This window comes from Arthrobacter sp. 10N418 (assembly GCF_056394725.1).
On sequence record NZ_JBFTIK010000020.1, the window covers coordinates 1 to 18,416 of the forward strand.

Annotated in this window: 18 protein-coding genes; 14 read left to right on the forward strand and 4 right to left on the reverse strand. The window is 64.1% G+C overall.

Features of this window, described 5'->3' with window-relative positions:
- Nucleotides 1-93: 93 nt before the first annotated feature.
- Nucleotides 94-525 (reverse strand): LexA family protein, encoded by a 432-nt coding sequence (locus AC1DCZ_RS15175; RefSeq protein ID WP_476975334.1) that lies wholly within the window; start codon nucleotides 523-525, stop codon nucleotides 94-96.
- Nucleotides 526-872: 347 nt separating this feature from the next.
- Nucleotides 873-1,529, reverse strand: a complete 657-nt coding sequence (locus AC1DCZ_RS15180) for a helicase associated domain-containing protein (protein WP_476975335.1) — start codon at nucleotides 1,527-1,529, stop codon at nucleotides 873-875.
- A gap of 439 nt (nucleotides 1,530-1,968) precedes the next feature.
- Between AC1DCZ_RS15180 and AC1DCZ_RS15185 the strand changes: the two genes are divergently transcribed.
- From AC1DCZ_RS15185 to AC1DCZ_RS15195, 3 genes are all read left to right on the forward strand, one after another.
- A complete protein-coding gene (locus AC1DCZ_RS15185; protein WP_476975336.1) occupies nucleotides 1,969-2,397 on the forward strand; it encodes a hypothetical protein in 429 nt (142 codons plus the stop codon).
- A gap of 77 nt (nucleotides 2,398-2,474) precedes the next feature.
- The gene (locus AC1DCZ_RS15190; RefSeq protein ID WP_476975337.1) at nucleotides 2,475-2,825 is read left to right on the forward strand and encodes a DUF3846 domain-containing protein; all 351 of its coding nucleotides are present in this window, start codon (nucleotides 2,475-2,477) and stop codon (nucleotides 2,823-2,825) included.
- 578 nt (nucleotides 2,826-3,403) lie between these two features.
- Complete coding sequence (locus AC1DCZ_RS15195; protein ID WP_476975338.1) at nucleotides 3,404-4,747, forward strand: ParB/RepB/Spo0J family partition protein; 1,344 nt, start codon at nucleotides 3,404-3,406, stop codon at nucleotides 4,745-4,747.
- 353 nt (nucleotides 4,748-5,100) lie between these two features.
- Here AC1DCZ_RS15195 and AC1DCZ_RS15200 read toward each other — a convergent pair whose 3' ends face one another.
- On the reverse strand, nucleotides 5,101-5,496 hold the full coding sequence (locus AC1DCZ_RS15200) for a DUF7793 family protein (RefSeq protein WP_476975339.1): 396 nt from the start codon (nucleotides 5,494-5,496) through the stop codon (nucleotides 5,101-5,103).
- Nucleotides 5,497-5,844: 348 nt separating this feature from the next.
- Here AC1DCZ_RS15200 and AC1DCZ_RS15205 point away from each other — a divergent pair, with 348 nt between their 5' ends.
- The 5 genes from AC1DCZ_RS15205 (at nucleotide 5,845) to AC1DCZ_RS15225 (ending at nucleotide 7,761) form a co-directional block, all read left to right on the forward strand.
- Entirely contained in the window at nucleotides 5,845-6,117 is a 273-nt protein-coding gene (locus AC1DCZ_RS15205) for a glutaredoxin family protein (RefSeq protein WP_476975340.1), read from the forward strand.
- Nucleotides 6,118-6,143: 26 nt separating this feature from the next.
- Nucleotides 6,144-6,680, forward strand: a complete 537-nt coding sequence (locus AC1DCZ_RS15210) for a single-stranded DNA-binding protein (RefSeq protein ID WP_476975341.1) — start codon at nucleotides 6,144-6,146, stop codon at nucleotides 6,678-6,680.
- Between the two features lie 78 nt (nucleotides 6,681-6,758).
- Entirely contained in the window at nucleotides 6,759-7,214 is a 456-nt protein-coding gene (locus AC1DCZ_RS15215; RefSeq protein ID WP_476975342.1) for a hypothetical protein, read from the forward strand.
- Complete coding sequence (locus AC1DCZ_RS15220) at nucleotides 7,204-7,467, forward strand: ParB family protein (RefSeq protein ID WP_476975343.1); 264 nt, start codon at nucleotides 7,204-7,206, stop codon at nucleotides 7,465-7,467. Before AC1DCZ_RS15215 ends, AC1DCZ_RS15220 begins: the two co-directional genes overlap by 11 nt.
- Nucleotides 7,468-7,470: 3 nt before the next feature.
- A complete protein-coding gene (locus AC1DCZ_RS15225; protein WP_476975344.1) occupies nucleotides 7,471-7,761 on the forward strand; it encodes a helix-turn-helix domain-containing protein in 291 nt (96 codons plus the stop codon).
- A gap of 337 nt (nucleotides 7,762-8,098) precedes the next feature.
- On the opposite strand, the gene AC1DCZ_RS15230 is transcribed toward AC1DCZ_RS15225, so the two are convergent.
- A complete protein-coding gene (locus tag AC1DCZ_RS15230; protein WP_476975345.1) occupies nucleotides 8,099-8,398 on the reverse strand; it encodes a hypothetical protein in 300 nt (99 codons plus the stop codon).
- Between the two features lie 223 nt (nucleotides 8,399-8,621).
- On the opposite strand from AC1DCZ_RS15230, the gene mobC reads away from it, so the two are divergent.
- From mobC to AC1DCZ_RS15260, 6 genes are all read left to right on the forward strand, one after another.
- On the forward strand, nucleotides 8,622-9,014 hold the full coding sequence (gene mobC, locus AC1DCZ_RS15235) for a plasmid mobilization relaxosome protein MobC (protein ID WP_243182105.1): 393 nt from the start codon (nucleotides 8,622-8,624) through the stop codon (nucleotides 9,012-9,014).
- Nucleotides 9,015-9,016: 2 nt separating this feature from the next.
- The gene (locus AC1DCZ_RS15240) at nucleotides 9,017-10,633 is read left to right on the forward strand and encodes a relaxase/mobilization nuclease domain-containing protein (RefSeq protein ID WP_243182104.1); all 1,617 of its coding nucleotides are present in this window, start codon (nucleotides 9,017-9,019) and stop codon (nucleotides 10,631-10,633) included.
- 29 nt (nucleotides 10,634-10,662) lie between these two features.
- Nucleotides 10,663-11,895 carry a hypothetical protein gene (locus tag AC1DCZ_RS15245; RefSeq protein WP_243182103.1) on the forward strand — a complete coding sequence of 411 codons (1,233 nt, stop codon included), beginning with the start codon at nucleotides 10,663-10,665 and terminating at the stop codon, nucleotides 11,893-11,895.
- Nucleotides 11,896-12,100: 205 nt separating this feature from the next.
- The gene (locus AC1DCZ_RS15250; protein ID WP_243182102.1) at nucleotides 12,101-12,793 is read left to right on the forward strand and encodes a hypothetical protein; all 693 of its coding nucleotides are present in this window, start codon (nucleotides 12,101-12,103) and stop codon (nucleotides 12,791-12,793) included.
- 768 nt (nucleotides 12,794-13,561) lie between these two features.
- The gene (locus AC1DCZ_RS15255; protein ID WP_476851572.1) at nucleotides 13,562-13,933 is read left to right on the forward strand and encodes a hypothetical protein; all 372 of its coding nucleotides are present in this window, start codon (nucleotides 13,562-13,564) and stop codon (nucleotides 13,931-13,933) included.
- Nucleotides 13,934-14,395: 462 nt separating this feature from the next.
- On the forward strand, nucleotides 14,396-17,599 hold the full coding sequence (locus AC1DCZ_RS15260) for an RHS repeat domain-containing protein (RefSeq protein ID WP_476975346.1): 3,204 nt from the start codon (nucleotides 14,396-14,398) through the stop codon (nucleotides 17,597-17,599).
- The last annotated feature ends 817 nt before the right edge of the window (nucleotides 17,600-18,416 follow it).

Here is an 18,416-nt window from a genome sequence, read left to right on the forward strand (position 1 = left end):
TCCAAGGACGGGTCGAATGCCCGCTCGGCCGAGGCATAGAAGCAGTTCACATCCACATGCGCGATCTGCGGCATATGCCGCATCACAGCCGGCTTAGACATGATGCAAGCACCGGGTCACGACGCCCCAAACGACCAGATCTGATAAGGACGGCACCCGGATATCCGGGTACGCCGGGTTCTCCGCCTGCAGCACCACCCCGGTCACGGTGATCCGCAGCCGTTTGATGGTCAGCTCGCCGTCCAGGACCGCAACGACCACGGACCCGTCCACCGGTTCCAGGGCCCGGTTGACGATCAGTTCATCACCGTCGCTGATCCCGGCACCGGCCATCGACTCCCCGGACACCCGCACGACATAGGTGCTCGTGACGTCCTTGATCAGGTGCTCGTTCAGGTCGATCCGCCCGTCAAAGTAGTCCTGCGCCGGCGAGGGATACCCGGCCGCAACAGCGACCGGAGAGATCAGCACCGACAACAATGACGCGCCCGCATCTATCACACGGGGACCGACAACAACGCCCACAACACACCCTTATTCGAATATATGTTCGATTCTGTAAGTCTACTGGTGCGGGCCGACAAAAGAACCATCGAGGGTCCTGCTGGGCATTTCAACGGGACGGGTTGTACGCCAATGGGGACAGCCTGAGCTGTGCGGAGGGCTCCACCTGCCTCCAGTGGGCACAACCTGGTGGGGTCGTTTGCTGCTTGGCCACAACGTGGTTTCTGTTGGGCTTATGAGGAAAGCCTCCGCGCGAGTCCAGGACTCAAGCGCAGAGGCTCCCGGCTCTCCAAGCTGGGGGGACTGGAGAGCCGATGTAAGTCTACTAGCGGCCTGACCTCCTGGCCGCTGAAGACGTGACCTTCCGGTCACCGCCGTGGAGGGCGGCCACGAGTGCGCCCGGTCTGCCACCCGGGAGCTGCATCGTCCAGGAGCTTGACGCTCAGAAGGTCGAGTTCGCCGCGGCGGCGTTTGTACCGCTGGGCGTGGATCCAGACCCCGAGGGTATGTTCACGCTCTGAGTCATAGTCGTGGTGGCGTGGCCAGTCGTTGCCTTCCAGCCGGAAGTCCACGAGCTCGGCCAGGCGTTTGTGCCACCGCGCCTCATCTTCCACTTTCCGGCGGTTTTCGACCCACCCCGGCACCTGGGCAAGGCCGTCGCTGTAGGCCGGGTCCAGGGTCCCCTCCGCTGCTTCGCGCCGGCGCCCGGACAGCCACCGCGCCATCGACCTTTCGCCCTGGTCCCCGGAACGGCCGTCAGGGAGCCGGCCTTCGGCCGAGACCCAGGCGATGACCTCTTCCATGCGGGCAAGGTCCGTGGGGGAGGGGTAGGGAACGGGGACGGCGCCGGCGGCCGCCTGGTGTTCGGCCTCGAGTCCCGGATCATGGCGGCGGGCGATGACCAGGTGGTATCCGACGGCGGCGGGCGGAACGCGCACGAGGGCAGCGATGCGTTGCCGGCTCAGTCCGAGCCGGTACATCAGCACCCATTCGGCGTCCGGAGCGCGCCGCAACCGCCTGTCCATAATGGACCCCATCCTGCCACGGCCTGTCCACAAGACGAGCGGGCACTGCGGGACCAAAGACACAGCTCTCGGGCGTCCGCTGGCGCGGCCGGCTGTTGGGTCCAGGTTCGCCGTCGCAGAGCTCCGGAGCCCCCGGCCCTGTCTTGTCTACGACGTCTTTTGGTTGCTGTCCTCCGGATTCTAGGCGTCCGCTCCACCCCGTCTAGCCCCGGTCGTTCCTCCCGGGGCCTGCGGTGCAGGAATTTCCCTCCGGCGCTCCTGCGTCGCTGATTTCCTCCGGGAATTTCCTCCCCCTTGCCCTGCGGGTAGACAGGGCTCCGTCGGCCGCCGAGCAAGCGAGCTCGCCAGCAACCAAAAAACTACGGGGGAGAGGGGACGCTGGCCGGTCATCTGAGCCGCCCCACCCACCGAATCCTTGGGCAAAAAGGAGCAACACACCATGAACGCAGTAGCAACCAAGACGGTAACCACCAAGGACACCGGGGAGTCCATCGACGGCGTGACCGTGCTGGGTGATTACCACGTGAACGACGGCTATGACTGGATGGAACTCATCGAAGCCGAAGGCTGGGCCGTCATCCCCAGCTGGGGCTGTGACGGGTGGGACCTGGGCCAGTGGCCCTACGTCATGGTCGCGGCCACCCGGACCGCTGACAGCATCGGCAACCTATTCGGAGTCGCCACGTACTGCGAGGGAGACGTGAGCTGCACGTTCTACCGGACCAAGGCCCGGCAGTGGGAAGCGATTACCGAACAGGCGTTCTTCCACTGGAAGAACGGACAAGCCCACGGCCCGGACGACCTCCCGGAAGCCGCCGCGGAACTTCCGTCCCGCTACCGGATGCCCTACACGGTCAACGCCGCCTAACCAGCGCCAGAGCCGGTGCCCCGCCGCTGTCGGCGGGGCACCGCACCCCACCGCACCACTTGAGAGGACGACACCTGATGAGCACCTGCACCGCCCTGATCATCCCCGCCGACCGGCACGAACCGGCACGGGTCGAAACCATCGACGCCTCGCTGGCGAACCTGCAAACCCTCGTGGCCGGAAACATCGAAGCCGTGAGCAGCTACGACTGGCACTTCTACGTCAACGAGGAGGGCAAAATCCTCAACCTCGCCCCTAACCGCCGCGCCGCTCAGCTGGTCCTCGAAGAAACCGGAGTCCTGACCGATGTCTACTGCGGGAACGCAGTGTTCCTGGGCGAGGCGGACGACGGCGGCGAGGCCGACGTACCCGAGGAACTGATCGATCTGGCACAGCAACTCTTTGGACTGCACCAACCGGTGAGCTGACACCCAGGACGGTGGCCGGCCTTCCCGGGCCGGTCACCGCTGGCGGTCCGCCGCACGTGGCCGGCTGCCGATTCTGGTTACGGGCGGCGGACCGCCACCGCGCAGGGTCATAAGCGGAAGCCAGGACGGCGCGCGGCCAACCGGCCGCAGGACAACAGGTGCAGATCCCGGGTGCTCTTAAATGGTTCGCAGGGCTCACCCCAATTCGGGCGTCCGCTGGCGCGGCCGGCTGTTGGGTCCAGGTTCGCCGTCGCAGAGCTCCGGAGCCCCCGGCCCCTGTCTTGTCTACGACGTCTTTTGGGTTGCTGTCCTCCGGATTCTAGGCGTCCGCTCCGCCCCGTCTAGCCCCGGTCGTTCCTCCCGGGGCCTGCGGTGCAGGAATTTCCCTCCGGCGCTCCTGCGTCGCTGATTTCCTTGAGGGAATTTCCTGCCCCTTGCCCTGCGGGTAGACAGGGCTCCGTCGGCCGCCGAGCAAGCGAGCTTGCCAGCAACCAAAAATCAACGGGGGGAGAGGGGACGCTGGCCGGTCATCTGAGCCGCCCCACCCACCGAATCCTTGGGCAAAAAGGAGCAACACCATGAACACCACACCCACCCTCGAAATGCTCGACCCGGCCACCCTGACCGTGGACATCAACGTCCGCAAAGACGCCGCCCTGACCCCGGATTTCATTGCCAGCATCAAAGAACACGGCGTGATGGAACCCGTCATCGCCCACCGCAAAGACGACGGGACCGTGCACGTCCTGATGGGACAGCGCCGCACCCGCGCCGCCGTCGAAGCCGGACGCACCAGCATCCCGGTCATGATCATCGAATCCCCCGAGGAAGCCGAACGCATCGTGACCCAGGTCGTGGAAAACATCCAGCGCGCCGAACTGACCGAAGCGGACGAGGCCGACGCCTACCACCAGCTGTCCCTGATCGGCGTCTCAGCAGCCGCGATCGCCAAGAAGACCGGGCGCACCAAGACCACCGTGGAAGGGGCACTGAAGGCCAAGTCCTCGAACGCCGGATCCGCCGCCCTGGGCAAGGGCTACACCATTGATGAAGCGCTCATCATGGCCGAGTTTGAAGGGGACCAGGACGCGACCGAGGAATTGGAGTCCGTGATCGCGGACGAACCCGATCAGCTCCTGCATGTTGCGCAGATGCTCCGGGACCGCCGCGACCGCGCCGCGGCCCTCGCCGCACTCATCGCCGAGCTCGAGGCGGAGGGCAAGAGGATCGTGGAGGACGCCGGGCACTACGCCAGCGAAGAGAACCTGTACGTCTCGGCCGCGAAGCGGGTCGACGGGGAACCGGCCACCGACGGGGACGCCAACGCCTACCTGATCAGCACCGACTACCGGGGCCAGCACAAAGCCCAGCCTGTCATCACCGGCTGGCAGGACCTGGGCTTCACCCCGAAGTACGAACGCTACGACGGCGGCACGCAGGCCCAGAAGGGCCCGATGACCGAGGAACAGAAAACCGAGCGGAAGACCCTGATAGCCAATAACCGCGAGATGGAGAGCGCAACGAAGGTCAGGCGTGAGTTTGTGAAGACCCTGCTGTCGCGCAAGACCGCGCCGAAGGGCTGGCAGTACTTCACCGTCCACGCCATCACCCACGACCCGGAAACCGCCAGCGGCTACGACGGCAAGGTCGCCACCGAGATGATCGGGGCCAAGACCGGGGAGGACACCGACCGGTGGGGCTGGAACCCGCTGCGGGACCACACGGCCAAGTCCACCGCCCGGCCCGAGTTCTCCCTCATAGCCCTGATTTGCGCAGGGTATGAAAAGACCATCCAGAAAGACTCCTGGCGGTCCGCCGAGAAGCGGCACTTCCACTACCTGAACCAGCTCACCGCCTGGGGGTACACCGCCAGCGCCGTGGAGCAGATCATCCTCGACAAGCACACCACCGAAACCGAGTAGCCTGACAGGGTGCCGGGCGGCTGAATCCCCCAATACAGCCGCCCGGCCACCCCAATAGGGCCGGGAACCTCCCAGAGGTCGGGCGGTCCGCCGCCCGGGGCGAACCACAGCAGCCACTCACCAGCGACGGACCGCCATAACCGCGACCACGCATCTGGTGGACCACCGCCCGCGGGACCAGGAACAACGAGGTTCCGGCCCGCCGTGGCAGCACCAAACCCTTCAGCTAAGCTGAATCACAGATTTCCTTTGCCCAAGGGAAACCAAGGAAGGGCCGGCGCCCAACGGCGCCGGCCCTTCCGCCTTTAAAGGGATCCGCGCCCCGGGCAAATCTCTGCGCTTCGCGGGCCCAGTTAGACGCCGGATTGTTCCAACGCGTGCGGAACGGGCAGCCGGCTCAGCCATTCCCTGGCGTCCTCCACGGACGTGAAGTAGCCGTGCGGGCAGTCCTGCTTCCGCAGTAGGGCAGCGGCCATCACCCGGTCGACCACTGTGGCCCCGACCAGTGCCACGGCGGACACAAAACGCATGCCCAACAGCGTGACCCTTGCTTCGAGGCTGACGCATGCGTCCGTTACCTCGACGAGTATGGGCTGCAGGCTGGCTCCGGTCACGCCCTGGACGGCGGCGATGACCGCGTCAGCGTCGGCTGCCGACACCGCAGAACCCGGCGTCCACCGCAGATGGAAGACGCCCCCCGCATCCACGCTCAAGGTTGCGTTTGTGCAGGTCAGTGCGATTTCCAGCATGATGTCTCCCTAATCCTCCGATGAGGGTAGCGGACCCCGAGGCATAAAAGTGATTTATCGAACACTCTTTTGGCCGGGACCCCGAAGGCAAAGCACGCGGGACTTTCCGGGGCTGGCACAGTCACGCCTGCACCACCTCCACCGCAGCTCTATTCCGCGGACCAGGCACGGGCCGGCTAGACGCCCGGAGAAGACGGTCCCACCATCCTGAATCGCACCGAAATACACGCGAAAAAACCCTAGAAATCAAGGCGTGAACCCTATTCATTCAGTTGAATGATTGTTAGAATTGAGGTAGCAGTCAGCCAGTCGAACCTAACTAACGTGATACGAAACCGAGGACTGAAAATGACTCTCACCATCTACACCAAGCCCGCCGGATGCTTCGGCTGCACCAAGACCAAGCAGAAGTTCGCGGAGGCCGGCGTCGCCTTCCACGAGGTGGATGTCACCACCAACCCGGCCGCCTTCGAGTACATCACCGAAGAGCTTGGCTACTCCCAGGTGCCCGTGGTCGTCTACGACAGGGACGGCACCGAGAACCACTGGTCCGGGTTGAACCCGGTCGGGATCGAGCAAATCATCACCATCGAATCCGCCGGCCGCGTCCGCGAAGCCTAGAAACCAGAGCAGGAGGAATGCAGCCAATGTCAGCCGATACCAGTATCACAGTGACCGGTAACCTCACTGCCGACCCCGAGCTCCGGTTCACCCCGGGTGGATCCGCGGTCGCGAACTTCACCATTGCTTCCACGCCCAGGGCGTTCGATTCCCAGGGGCAAGAATGGGTGGACGGGGAGACGTTGTTCCTGCGGGCGAGCGTCTGGCGGGAGGCGGCCGAGCACGTCGCCGAGTCCCTGACTAAGGGCGTCCGCGTGATCGCAACGGGGGTGTTGAAGTCCCGCAGCTACGAGACGAAGACGGGGGAACGGCGGACCGCGATCGAACTCGAAGTCGAGGAGATCGGCCCGTCCCTGCGGTACGTCGCGGCGGCCGTCCATTCGGCCGGGAGCAGCCGCCCGGATGCCGCGCCACGCGGAGCCGGCCAGGAGGAACCGCACCCGGCCGAGAGCCTGAGTATCAGCAGCCGGGAGTACGCCGACGATGACCCATGGTTCGGTATCGACGCCAACCCCACCGGACACATCAGCATCCGCCCCCAGGACACCGAACCGGCGTACTGACCCGCCGTCGGAGCCGGAGGATACGCTGACTCCAGCAGCCCACCCGTCGAGCCCTACGACCAACCAAAGGAAAACGCTATGACGCATGAAGATGACCTCCGGAGCTGGGCAAAGGGCTCCTACACTTCCGAGGCCGGAACCGAGCTGCTGCTGCGCGCCTTCGGCGGCCGGTACGCCGCCGTCGGCAACCCCTGGGTCCACACGAGCGACACCCCGGCAGGCCCGCACCAGGTGAACGCATGGATCGATTTCGAAGCCCTCGGAGAGCACGCCAACAACGGACCCTATTCCGGCGGTGAACGACGGTTCCTGCTGCTCGCGGCGTCGCTGGCGGAGGATGTTCCGGTCGTCCTGAGTGAGGTCGTTCCGGGTCTGGACCGGCAGAACCTTGATTTGGTGCTCGCCGCCATTGCCCATGCCGGTGGTAGCCACCAGCACTCCGATATCCGCACGAACGACGATGGAGACATGACGCTTCATCCCGGCTATCTGGACAGCCTCCACCCGTGGCCACGGAGCCTTCGTGCCGTCTAAAAAGATCGCCGCTTTTACCCCCTACTTCACCGAGGATGAGGCCGGCCAAGTCCGGGCCGCGTTCCTGGCCGCCGGGCAGTTGGAGGGGGACGCGAGCGTGTCCGACTTCATCGTTCGTGCAACGATGCGCGAAGTGAAACGCTTGGAACGCAAGCACAACCAGGGTAAGAAATGGGAGCCGGTTCCGGCCGGATCCCTCCGCCGCGGACAGCGCACCAGGGACGAGCTGCAACACCGGAACGAGGTGGATTGAGAAATGCCGAAACGGACAGAGGACCCCAAAGAGAACCCTGCGCCGGCCACGGGGCCCGCGTTCCCCAGGATGCTGACCCTGGAACAGGTCCAGGAGATCCTGAACGTCAAAGGCGCGCTCGTTTACTCACTGGTTCGCAGCGGTGAGCTGCCTGCAGGCCAGTTCGGCGGAAGAGGTGTGTGGCGGGTCCGGGAAAGTGACCTGACGGCGTACATCGAGGCGGCGTTCGCGAAGACCGCAGAGCGCATCGCGGCCGGTCAGATCAAGGATGACGACGTCACCACGGAAGACTAGAAGAACACAGATACGACGAAGGCCGGCACCTCAAAAAGGTGCCGGCCTTCGTCGTATCTGCCCACCGGAGCCGCATCTGGCCTACGGCTGAAAAGAGCCAGCCAGAGCGCCCTGCCGACGTCGGGAGCGGCGTGTCTTGGACCATGGGGAACGTTGCCGTTGGTGACCGCACACTGTGCAGGTTGTGCATGGCCGCCGGACACCTGGGTGAGTGAAGAGTCCCGAGGTTCCCCGGCGGTTGTGTGCAGCCGGTCAGCTGGGTCCCGTCGTCCGGATGTGTGCGGGAAAAGCAGCGGAGCGATAGGGCTTTTGCCGTGCCCATGTGGGCGAGGGGCTACTACTCAGGTCCGACGGCAACCGGACCGGACTCCTGCGTGGTTTTCCGGCCACGCGGACGACCGCTGGCCTTCTTGGCCGGAGCGTCCAGACCAAAGCCTCGCAGGTCGGATTCGGTCCAGTCTGCCCGCAACGCTGCCTGATAGTCCTTGGCGTACTTCTGCTCTGCGGCGGCAAGCAGTTGCGCAGCCTCCTGGACCTCAACTCCGCTGGCGGCGGCCCTCTTGACGGCGTTTACTTTGGCGTCCCTGGCGGCGTCGATCTTTGCGGCGGCTCTTGCGGCGATGTCATTGATATCCATACCCAAACCCTACCTGCCACCGCTGACGGTCGGAGGCAGGGTTTTCAGAAGTCTCGCACACTGGGCGAAAAAACTCTCAAAGGCATCCATTCGGAGCAAGCTATACACTTACACGGGTGTAAGTGGCTTGTCGCGCTCGACACTGGCGGTCGAGTGCGGCACACTGGTCAGTGTGGTCCCCGGTTCCGGGGTCGCTGCGCTGGGCCTTGAAGGGATGGATTGAATGTCGGATGAGGGATTCACTCACCGTTTCAATCTGTCGCGCCGACGTCGGGAGAACACTCCCGCCGGCACCAAGAAGCGCCGTGACCTGTGGGTCACTGTGGAAGAGGAAGCTGCGCTTGTTGCAAGGGCCGAACGCGAGAAGGTGACCGTCCCGAACTTACTGATTACCTCGGCATTGTCCGAGGCGCAGGAGACGACTACCGAACGGCGGGCAGCTATCGCGGAACTGATGTCCCTGCACAATCTGCTGGCGCGTTCTTCGAACAACATCAACCAGCTCGCACGGCAGGCCAACGCCACGAGCGAGTTCCCCGCAGAGGCGCACGAAGCGTTGAAGCACATCCGCTCTGTTGCGATGCGCATCGACGATGCCATAGACGGGCTGATGTAGAGATGATTCCGAACATCACCCGCGGTTCGCGCATGGGCGGGCTCATGGTTTACCTGGCCTCTACGGACGCCAATAAGACGAAGAACGCACACAGCGATCCGCACTTGGTAGCCGGCGACGCTGCGATCATGGCGTGGTACGACGACGGTGTTCTGGACCGCGACGATGCCCTGGCTATCGCCAAGCATCTGGACCGTCCGCGCAAGGCTTATGGCGTATCGGTGCAGATCAAAGACATGCAGTGGGATGCGGCCAAGAAGGAGCGCGTCCACGTCGGCTACAAGGACGCCAGCGTGTGGCACTGCTCGCTGAGCCTGCGTGCCGAAGAGGGCGCACTGACGGATCAGCAGTGGGGCGATATCGCCAATGATTTCGTGGACTCCATGGGCTTCACCGAAACCAGCGGAAAGGCCCGCTGCCGGTGGGCCGCGGTCAACCACGGCACGAGTGAAAACGGCAACCACCACATCCACCTGGCCGTGTCCCTGGTCCGCGAAGACGGCACCAAAGCATCGACCCACGGGGACTACAAGAGGGCGCAGGAATCGTGCCGTGAGCTGGAGGTCAAGTACGGGCTGGAACAGCTCTCTACCGTGCACGCCACCCGCGGCTACGACCGGGCCGAGAAGGCCACCGCTGTCCGGGACGAGCGGGAGATGCACCGGTCCTCTTTGGCCCGGAAAGTCCGTGCCAGCGCCAGCTCTTCCGCGACAGAGGGTGAGTTCGTCCGGCGTGCCCGCGACACCGGGATGCTGGTCCGACCCCGCTATGCGAAGAACACCACCGAGGTCATCGTTGGCTACTCCGTGGCCGAACGCCCCAAGCAGGGCGAGCGGCCTATCTGGTTCGGCGGCGGCACCCTCGCCTCGGACCTGAAGCTGGGTGCTTTGCGTGAAGAGTGGATGGACTCACCGCACCTTGCAACAGAGGCTGCAGCTGAGTGGAACGCGGCAGCCCGCAACAGGCGCACCGTGTCCAGGACCGGCCCCGAGAACGGAACACCTCCGGCGGAAATGTGGGTGGAGTACACCCGGAACGCGACCGCGTTGGTTGAGCAGCTGCGCACCCTGCCCCGTGATGATCACGCGACCTGGGCGAAGGCAGCGCGGGAAGTCTCCGGCGCGTTCGCGGCATGGTCCCACCGGCTCGAACCGACGCCGGGTCCGCTGGCGGCCACCGCCGCCGAACTGTCCCGCACCGCCCAGCTCCGCGCACCACGCCAGCACAGCAAGCCCGTCGCCCTGCCGTCCATTGCCGGCACTGCCATGTTGTTCATGGCCGCGTCCAGCAAGAACAAGACGGCCGCCCAGTCGGCGCTCATGCTGCAGTTGGTCAACACTGCCTTTGCCATCCACGAAATGCACCAACAGTCCGGACGGACCCGTGAAGCGCAGCGGCTCCGGGCCGTCGTCACGGAACAACTGAAGCCGTTCGCGGCGACGATGCCCAGGCCGGTCACCGTCGGTGCACCGGAACAGGCAGCGGCATCGAACTCCGTAGAACTTGGGCTGCGTGGCATGGCGCCCATCCGTCCAGGGTCAGCAGTGCCGAACACACCAACGCCGGCCAGGACCCGCCAGTACACGGGCCGTGATTCGGGCCCCGTACTTGACCGATAACGACTACCACCAACTGCAAGGGGAGCACGATGAGTGAATCAGACGGAATGGACGAACTGCTGGACGGCGGAATGCGGCAGTCCCTCATGATCGCGTCCCGCATTGCCGAGACGCTGGCCCGTCGCCGGCAGGAGTCCCAACGCAAGCAGGAACACCAGGATGCACAGGCAGCGCACGAAGCGCAGGCCCGCCTCACGACAGACCGCAGTGCAGCACACGCGGCGCTGGCACCGGTAGAGAAGGACCAGTGGTGGGACAAGGCCCGGCCCCATGACATCGCCACGGCCCACGCCGTCGCGATGAGCTGGAAAGACTACGACCCGACCGCCCTCGCGGCCTCGGAAAAGATCCGTAGGCAAGTCCTCACCCGCTACGGCATCGACACCCGCGACGTCGGCGCGGACGCCGCCTACCTGGAATCAGGGATCCAGACCATCACCACGGAAAAGGCACGGCAGGACGCACTGGAACGCAGCCAGGAAGAGACACGCAAGGCGGCCGCCGAACACGAGAAAGCCATGGGATTGCTCGCCGCGGCCCGCGCCGAAGAACTCCGCGCCCAGGCCGCGACACTGGCCCCGGAAATGGAACGCCACCAGGTGCCCGTGGAATACCTTGCCAACCCCGAGCTGGCCCAGGCATTGCAGACTGCCCACACCGCCAAGACACCTACAGCGGTAGAGGCAGCGGACGCCATCGTGAAGGAACGCATGTTCCTCATCGGCAAGGACGGCATCAACGGTCCCGACATCGACCAGCTCCGCAAAGAGACCACCGCGAACATCAACGGCGCCGGCGACGCGCACTTCGAGGATCCGGAGTTCGTGCAAGCAGCCAAGAATATGCACGAGGCCAGGCTTCTGGCCGCGGCCGGTGTCAAGAGCGAACAGTGGGAGTACCTGGAACAGCGGTACGAGCAAGCCGAAAAGGAACTCTTCGCCCGCATGGAAAGCGTCGGCCGCGAGATCGAGAACCGCGTCACCGGCAACGACAGCAGCCGGCTCAAAGACCAGGGACTGAAGACTGAGGCGACGTCGGCCGCCGACTATGGCTCAGCGGAACGCCAGGAAGCTTTCGCCGCATCCTTGGCCGGAACCGGAGCGAACGAAGCACAAGTCCGTGGGCGCGCCACCGCAGAACGCAGTGAGGGCACACACCCCCGCGCGGCGGTCACCATGGGCAAGAGTGCAGCTAAAGCCAAGAAGACCCGCACAGGGGCGGCCGTGGGTGCGGAACGGACCAAGAGCGGTCCGGCTCGCTAGGCAGTTGCCCGGTATCTGGACTCAGTCCGCTGAGCCTGGCATCGGAGTGTCTCACTGAACAACAGGAAGCCCCGATCGGGTCATCCGGTCGGGGTTTCTAAACTGTCTTTATGAACCGCTTTTTTTGCCCCAATGTATGTGTTACTTTTCAACCAGCCTTTCATTTGGGGGAGGCGATCAATGCGGATCGTTTGAAAGGAAGAACGTGGTTCAAACACGAAGAAAATTCGGCGCGACTGTCATGGCAATCGGAGTCTCACTGGCGGTACTGCTGCCGACATCCGCCGTCACAGCAAATGCGGCGACCGAGGATAAAACCTCAAGTGCGGAAACCCAGTACAACGGGATTTACGTCGTCAGTGAGGCAGCCGTTGCTCCTGACGTGGAAGGCAAAGCCACGTTCATCCCGCTTCCGGAGAATGCGAAGCAGTCACTTGTTGTCCTTCCGGAGGTTGCTCGGAAGCTGAACCTCAAGCAGGGCAAGGTAGCTAAAGCCGATGAGGCTCGCGTTTTTGGTGAGCTTGGGGCGCCCGGCGGCAAGAAGAAATCCGAACCCACTGTCACGCCAATGGCAACAACCAGTAACTGGACGAATTTCAACGCCCCGCTCGGCGGCGGGTGGTCGGGTTCAATCCGTCGCAACACCTCTTTCATCGGGTCGGGCGGCAAGGTCTACAACTGGTACATGGATGGAGCCACCGGCACCTCGGTCTGCGCCCAGGGCGTCGGCTACTACCAGGGATACTACGGAAGCAGCTTTGGCATCTGGAGGACCTGGTACGACATTGGTTGCGGACGGGCTGCCACTATTCGCGTTCCGTGGGACGGAGTCTCTGCCTATCCCGAATTCAACGTAAGGTCGATCACCTATACGTGGGGTTTTGGGCAGTTCGAGTAAATCGGACGACTGAAACTGCATGAGAAATGGAGGGATGACATGTCATCCCTCCATTTCTTTACCATTTTGTGTGACAGATTTGTCATGCATACTTGACCGGCCCGCGATATGCTTCTGGCTATTCATTACACAGCGGGAGCATGCAAGAGAGACATCACCACTGATCCGCGTTTCCGCCGAGCAGTCCAACTAAATGCGTGAGGACGGACGTTATGACTACCCCCGATGAACCGAACGGAAGCCTGGTTGGCTCCGAAGACGGTGGCGGACACAGCTGGCCACCCAAGCTTTCAGCTCACCGACTGTGTACTGTCGGCATCGTCCTCATCTGCGTGGGCGTATTGGGCGGTGAGTGGATCATGCCGGCTCTGGCTATCGCCATAGATTCCGCATCGGGGTCCACTGCTCAGATCGGGACGAGCCTCGTATTTGGCCTGGCAGGTCTCTTGACGAAGCTCATGCTTCCCCTGGGCATCGGCCTGTTTTCAGCATCCCTTGTGGTTCGAGCGTTGGACGCCAGCCCAAGATAACTGGTGCCCATATGCAATCGGGCGACGTTTGCGGCCCTCGGGCCTGTGAGCCACGCCCACCTTATGTCAGGATAATTTCAACGAGACAAGTGGGGGTCTGAAGACCATGGACAAGCTCAAGTACAGGAACGCCGCCGCCGCTCTGGCGCTAGGGTGCCTCCTTTCAAGTTGCGCGGCAGCTGGACAGCAGACCGCTGCGCAACAGCCGGCTGCGCAACAGCCAGCCGGACAACAGTTGGTGGATCAGGGGCTACCCGAATTCGGCTCCCTCGACGATGCCCTCCACGCCGTTGACAAAGTCCTGGGCTGCGAGAAGAAGCCCACGACGGATCCGATCATCAACAAGGCCATTGACGAGAAGGGGATCAAAGCCGAATATGCCGTGTGCTCCGGCCACGTCCAGATCGACTGGTTCAAGGATGAAGCGGGTCGGAAGGCGGACTACCAGGTGTACGCAGACGCCAAAACCCAGCCCGTCTCTGTCGTGACGGGAAAGAACTGGCTGGTCGTAGACCTCTCCGAGGCATTGCATGAGCCGGCCAGCGGGAAGGATCTGCAGAAACTCGCAAAGGAACTGGGGGCCGAGTACGCGGCTCTGAATCGGCCCTAGCCTCAGGGGGACATACCCCCGAAAACACAGAACCCCGTCCGGGCCATCCCGGACGGGGTTTCTTTTTGTGGGCCTCCAACGCAGCCTAAGGGCGCAGCCAAAGCCAAGAAGACCCGACCCGCGCAGGGGCAGCAGTTGGCTGAGCGGAGCAGAAGCGGGCCGGCCTTGTAGGGCTGACTGTGGCAAGTGTTTCCAGCCCCGGGAGGACGGTTGAAAATGACGGCACCCCCGTGATGTCTGGAGGGCTCGGCCTTCCGCTGAAGGTGGTACGTGACAGCCGGTGCAATATTTTGTCACGAAAATGACAAGCATACTTCTCTAGTCATTGGACAAAACCCGTGCCTAAAGTGAGCGCCATCACTCACTTCCAAGTCTGGGGGCACAATGCTTGTTGGGGGAAGGCGGCCTGCGCCGCAACGTTCAAATCGATCTGCCGGTGGCCATAGGCCGCCGGCTTTGTTGTTGCGGGGCGCCATCGCCTCCTGCCTGGGCATCGGCCTGCTGGCCGGGACCGCGGGCCCGGGCCTGGCAGTAGTGCCTGTCCCGATGGTCCTCCCCGGCGCCTCGTCCGGGGAACAGACCACCATCGGCGAGCTCGGCTCCCGGCCCGGGGCGACCCGGCTGCCGCTGCAGATCTCCGACCAGGTCACCGGCTCCGTGGACGTCGGCACCGGCAACCTGATGCTGTCCGTGAATGGGCTGGCCCTGCCAGGGGTCAATGCCGACGTTCCGCTCGGCGCGGTGTTCAACTCCCAGTCCACCGCCACAACCCAAGGGGACGCCGCACAACGGTGGACCCTGAACCTCGGCGGGACCGGTTCCCTTTCATCGATCCCTTCCGGCGTGCTCTACACCGCCGGCGACGGCTATTCGGCCCTGTTCACCCCGGTCTCCGGATCGACGACGGCGTTCACGGCACCGGCCGGGACGAAGGCCGACCTGGTGAAGTACGGGGACGGCACCTACACGCTGACGTCCAGAACCAACGCATCCGTTGTGACGTTCAACGCCGACGGGCGGGTGAAGTCCCTCGCGGACCGCAACGGCAACACGACGACGTTCACCCCGGGGACCGGGAAAATCACCGACATCAGCGGGAATAAGGGCGTGGGCGGCAAACTCGCCTACGACTCCTACTCCGGAACCCTCGCGACCATCTCCCTGACCAGCGGGTCAGCGACTCGGTCGGCTGCCCTGTTCAACGACGGCTACGGCAACTGGACCAGGTTCACCGATCCGGCCGGGAAGATCACGACCTTCGGCTACAACAGCGGAAGGATCTCGGCGATCACCCCGCCCACAGGCGGTAAAACCCTCCTGACCTACGACACCACCGGCCGGGTCACGCAGATCGAACGGGTCAACACCTCCGCCGGGTCCCCGGGGAACTCGATCACCCGGATCACCTACCCGACGAGCACCCAAACCCTCGTCGCCGGACCCAACACCGACCCCGCGGTTCCGGTCGCCTCGGGACCCCGCACCACGTACAACCTCAGCACGGACGGACGCGTCACCTCCGCGACGGATCCGATGGGCCGGGCACAGGGGGCGACCTACACCGGCGACTTCGACACGCTCACCGCCACCCAGGGCACCGGAACGACGTCGGGGACGACGACGAACACCTACGGGGCGAACTCCGGCCAGTCCATCACCGCCTCAGCCTCCCAGGGCGGCGCCGCCGGCCAGGCCGAGTACGCCAACACGGCCGTGAACACGAGGTACCTGGCCAGCTCGAGCACGGACGATGCCGGGAACAAGTCGCTCTACACCTACAACGGTGCCGGGAACGCGCTGACCTCCTCCGACGCCATGGCCGCCACGGCCACCCTGGGGTACAACACCAACCTGGACGGCACGGTTGTCTCCGCCCTCGCGCCGGGGAACGGGACGAACAAGACCCTGTACGGCTACAACAACCTCCACGAGCTCACGGACCTGACCCCGGTCACCGGCTCCTCGCTCGGGGCCAGGGCCTTTACCTACGATGCCTGGGCCCGGCCGCTCACCGCCACCGACGGCCGCGGTAACACCACCACCTATTCCTACGACGCCGTCGGACGGCTCATTGGCACGAGCTTCTCGGACGGCACCCCGGCCGTGGCGTACACGTACAACGCCAACGGCCAGGTCCTCACCCGGGTCGACGGCTCCGGCACCACCACCTACGGCTACGACCAGATGGGCCGGCTGACGTCCCGGGTGAACACCGCCGGCGGCGGGACCATCTCCTACGCCTACGACAAGGCCTCCAACCTGGTCTCCACCACGGACACCCGCGGCACCACCTCCTATGCCTTCGACACCTCGGGCGTCATGACCACGATGACCTACCTCTACAACGGCACGCCCCAGACCCTGGCCGTCGCGACCGATGACCGGGGCCGGCGCACCGATACCTGGCTGCAGGCCAGCGCGGACCGGACCACCTGGGCCGCGCACACCCACACCGACTACGACCGGACCGGACGGGTCACCCGCGTCCTCGCAGAGCAGGGGACAGGGGATGCCAGTAACTCCAATGTCGTGGACCTGACCTACTGCTATTCCGCCGGTTCCACAGCACCGACCTGCCCGAGCACCACGACGGCGGACCGGTCCAAGATCCAGTGGGTCAAGAACAACCTCACCGGAGCCGTCACCGCCTACACGTACGACAAGGCCGGGCGCCTCACTAAGGCCGCGATCACCGGCGGCTCATCGCCGACGACCTACCTCTACACCTACGATGCCCGCGGCAACCGGCTCACCGCCAGCGGCGGCACCGGGGCCAGCCAGAACTTCACCGCCAACCCGGCCAACCAGATCAGCACCGCCGGCTACACCTACGACGGGGCCGGCAACCTCACCGCCGACCCGAACGGCAGCTACGGCTACAACGGTGCCGAGCAGATGACCTCGGTCACCAAGGCCGGCACCACCTACAATTACACCTACGCCGGAGCCTCGCAGAACGAGGTGCTTTCCCAGACCACCCCGAACGGGACCTACAAGGTCATCTACGGCCGCACCGACGCCCAGGGCCAGCCCATCATCGAGCAGTACAAAAAGGACAACGCCACGGCCTACGTCGAGCACGACCCCGTCACCGGAGAAGCCCTGATGCTGCGCACCAGCTCCGGGATGCAGTCCCTCTACGTCTACGACGGCACAGGCAACCCGGCAGCGCTCATCACCAGTGCTTCCTACAGGGCATTCGCCTACGATTACGACCCCTACGGCGTCCCGACCATCACCGCGGACTCCGGCGGGCTCGGCACCTCCCAGAACCCCTACATGTTCAAGGCCGGCATCCAGGACCGCGTCACCGGCTGGGTCAAATACGGCCAACGCTGGTACAGCCCGACCCTCGGGCGGTGGACCCAGCAGGACACCCTCGACGCACCACTGAACCCCAAGAACGCCAACCGGTACGCCTTCGCCGGATGTGATGCCATCAACCACAGCGATCCAACCGGACGCAGTGTATGCGACGGTCTTACCGCTGCAGCGGCTGGGATAGGGGTTTTCGCCGCGGGCCTCTTCGGTTTGTCCGTTCTGGCTGATCTCTCCATCATTGCTCTTCCAGAAGGTGTGGCGCTCGGCGCCCTCTCAGGGGCGGCAGGGGCTGTCGCCGGCCTAACTGGCGGAGCAGCTTTCGTTGCATGCGCGGCAGGGTGGTGAACGATTGATCTACTGGCCACTTGTTCCGCTTGCCGCTGGTCTCATTCTGCTCGCCGCCTGCGCTCTCTATGTGAGGTCAAAGCGACCCGGCCCAGGACAGCCATACCAGGGATCGCGGATCGTCTTGATCTTCATAGGGCTTGCCCTGGCCCTGTGCGCCTCCGCTCTGATCGGGGTTTTTACGACACCCAGCTAATGCAACACGCCGTTGCTGCACCGATCACACTCAGATGGTGACCATGCCATTTGTCCCGCTCGCCGCCGGACTAATTATCTTCTGGGGTTGCTTCCTCTACGTGAGATCTATACGACTCGGCCCGGGAAAGCCCTTCTCGGGCCGGGGTGGGTGGCTGGGCTCGGGGGAGCCGTAACTGTCGTCTCATGCGTGATTTAGGGAGTGGCTTCAATGGGCAAGATAGTTACAGTGATTTCTCGGGCAACGTGGTGGCAGGTTGGCCTTCTTGTCGCGCTTGCCGTGGTGAGTCTCTTGGACCTAACTCCTCCACGTGTCGCGGGAGGAATATTGTTGTTGGCCTTCGCCCTTTTGATTGCTATGTGTAAGCTCCTCGCACGCGGCAACAGAGACGCGCCTCCCCAGGCATGACTTCTCCCAAGCCAGCAGAGAAGCGATTCTTTCCCAGTGTCGGAGGGGTCATCGCCGGGCTCCTCCCAGGGGTATTCGCACTATTCACAGATGTATCCCAACCATTTTGGATTGGCTTCAAGGTGGTCCTGGTAGCAGCGGCGCTGGGGTTCGCCGCTGCAAACATCATCGGGTTGGTCAAGCATCGTCGCTCATCTAGGGATGGAGCGAGGA

What these genes read in the sequence shown, in the direction of transcription:
- AC1DCZ_RS15180 (WP_476975335.1), bottom strand. Translation starts at nt 1,529, where the DNA reads ATGGACAGGCGGTTGCGGCGCGCTCCGGACGCCGAATGGGTGCTGATG.
- AC1DCZ_RS15215 (WP_476975342.1), top strand. Translation starts at nt 6,759, where the DNA reads ATGACGCATGAAGATGACCTCCGGAGCTGGGCAAAGGGCTCCTACACT.
- AC1DCZ_RS15190 (WP_476975337.1), top strand. Translation starts at nt 2,475, where the DNA reads ATGAGCACCTGCACCGCCCTGATCATCCCCGCCGACCGGCACGAACCG.
- AC1DCZ_RS15245 (WP_243182103.1), top strand. Translation starts at nt 10,663, where the DNA reads ATGAGTGAATCAGACGGAATGGACGAACTGCTGGACGGCGGAATGCGG.
- AC1DCZ_RS15200 (WP_476975339.1), bottom strand. Translation starts at nt 5,496, where the DNA reads ATGCTGGAAATCGCACTGACCTGCACAAACGCAACCTTGAGCGTGGAT.
- AC1DCZ_RS15195 (WP_476975338.1), top strand. Translation starts at nt 3,404, where the DNA reads ATGAACACCACACCCACCCTCGAAATGCTCGACCCGGCCACCCTGACC.
- mobC (WP_243182105.1), top strand. Translation starts at nt 8,622, where the DNA reads ATGTCGGATGAGGGATTCACTCACCGTTTCAATCTGTCGCGCCGACGT.
- AC1DCZ_RS15185 (WP_476975336.1), top strand. Translation starts at nt 1,969, where the DNA reads ATGAACGCAGTAGCAACCAAGACGGTAACCACCAAGGACACCGGGGAG.
- AC1DCZ_RS15230 (WP_476975345.1), bottom strand. Translation starts at nt 8,398, where the DNA reads ATGGATATCAATGACATCGCCGCAAGAGCCGCCGCAAAGATCGACGCC.
- AC1DCZ_RS15240 (WP_243182104.1), top strand. Translation starts at nt 9,017, where the DNA reads ATGATTCCGAACATCACCCGCGGTTCGCGCATGGGCGGGCTCATGGTT.
- AC1DCZ_RS15210 (WP_476975341.1), top strand. Translation starts at nt 6,144, where the DNA reads ATGTCAGCCGATACCAGTATCACAGTGACCGGTAACCTCACTGCCGAC.
- AC1DCZ_RS15205 (WP_476975340.1), top strand. Translation starts at nt 5,845, where the DNA reads ATGACTCTCACCATCTACACCAAGCCCGCCGGATGCTTCGGCTGCACC.
- AC1DCZ_RS15225 (WP_476975344.1), top strand. Translation starts at nt 7,471, where the DNA reads ATGCCGAAACGGACAGAGGACCCCAAAGAGAACCCTGCGCCGGCCACG.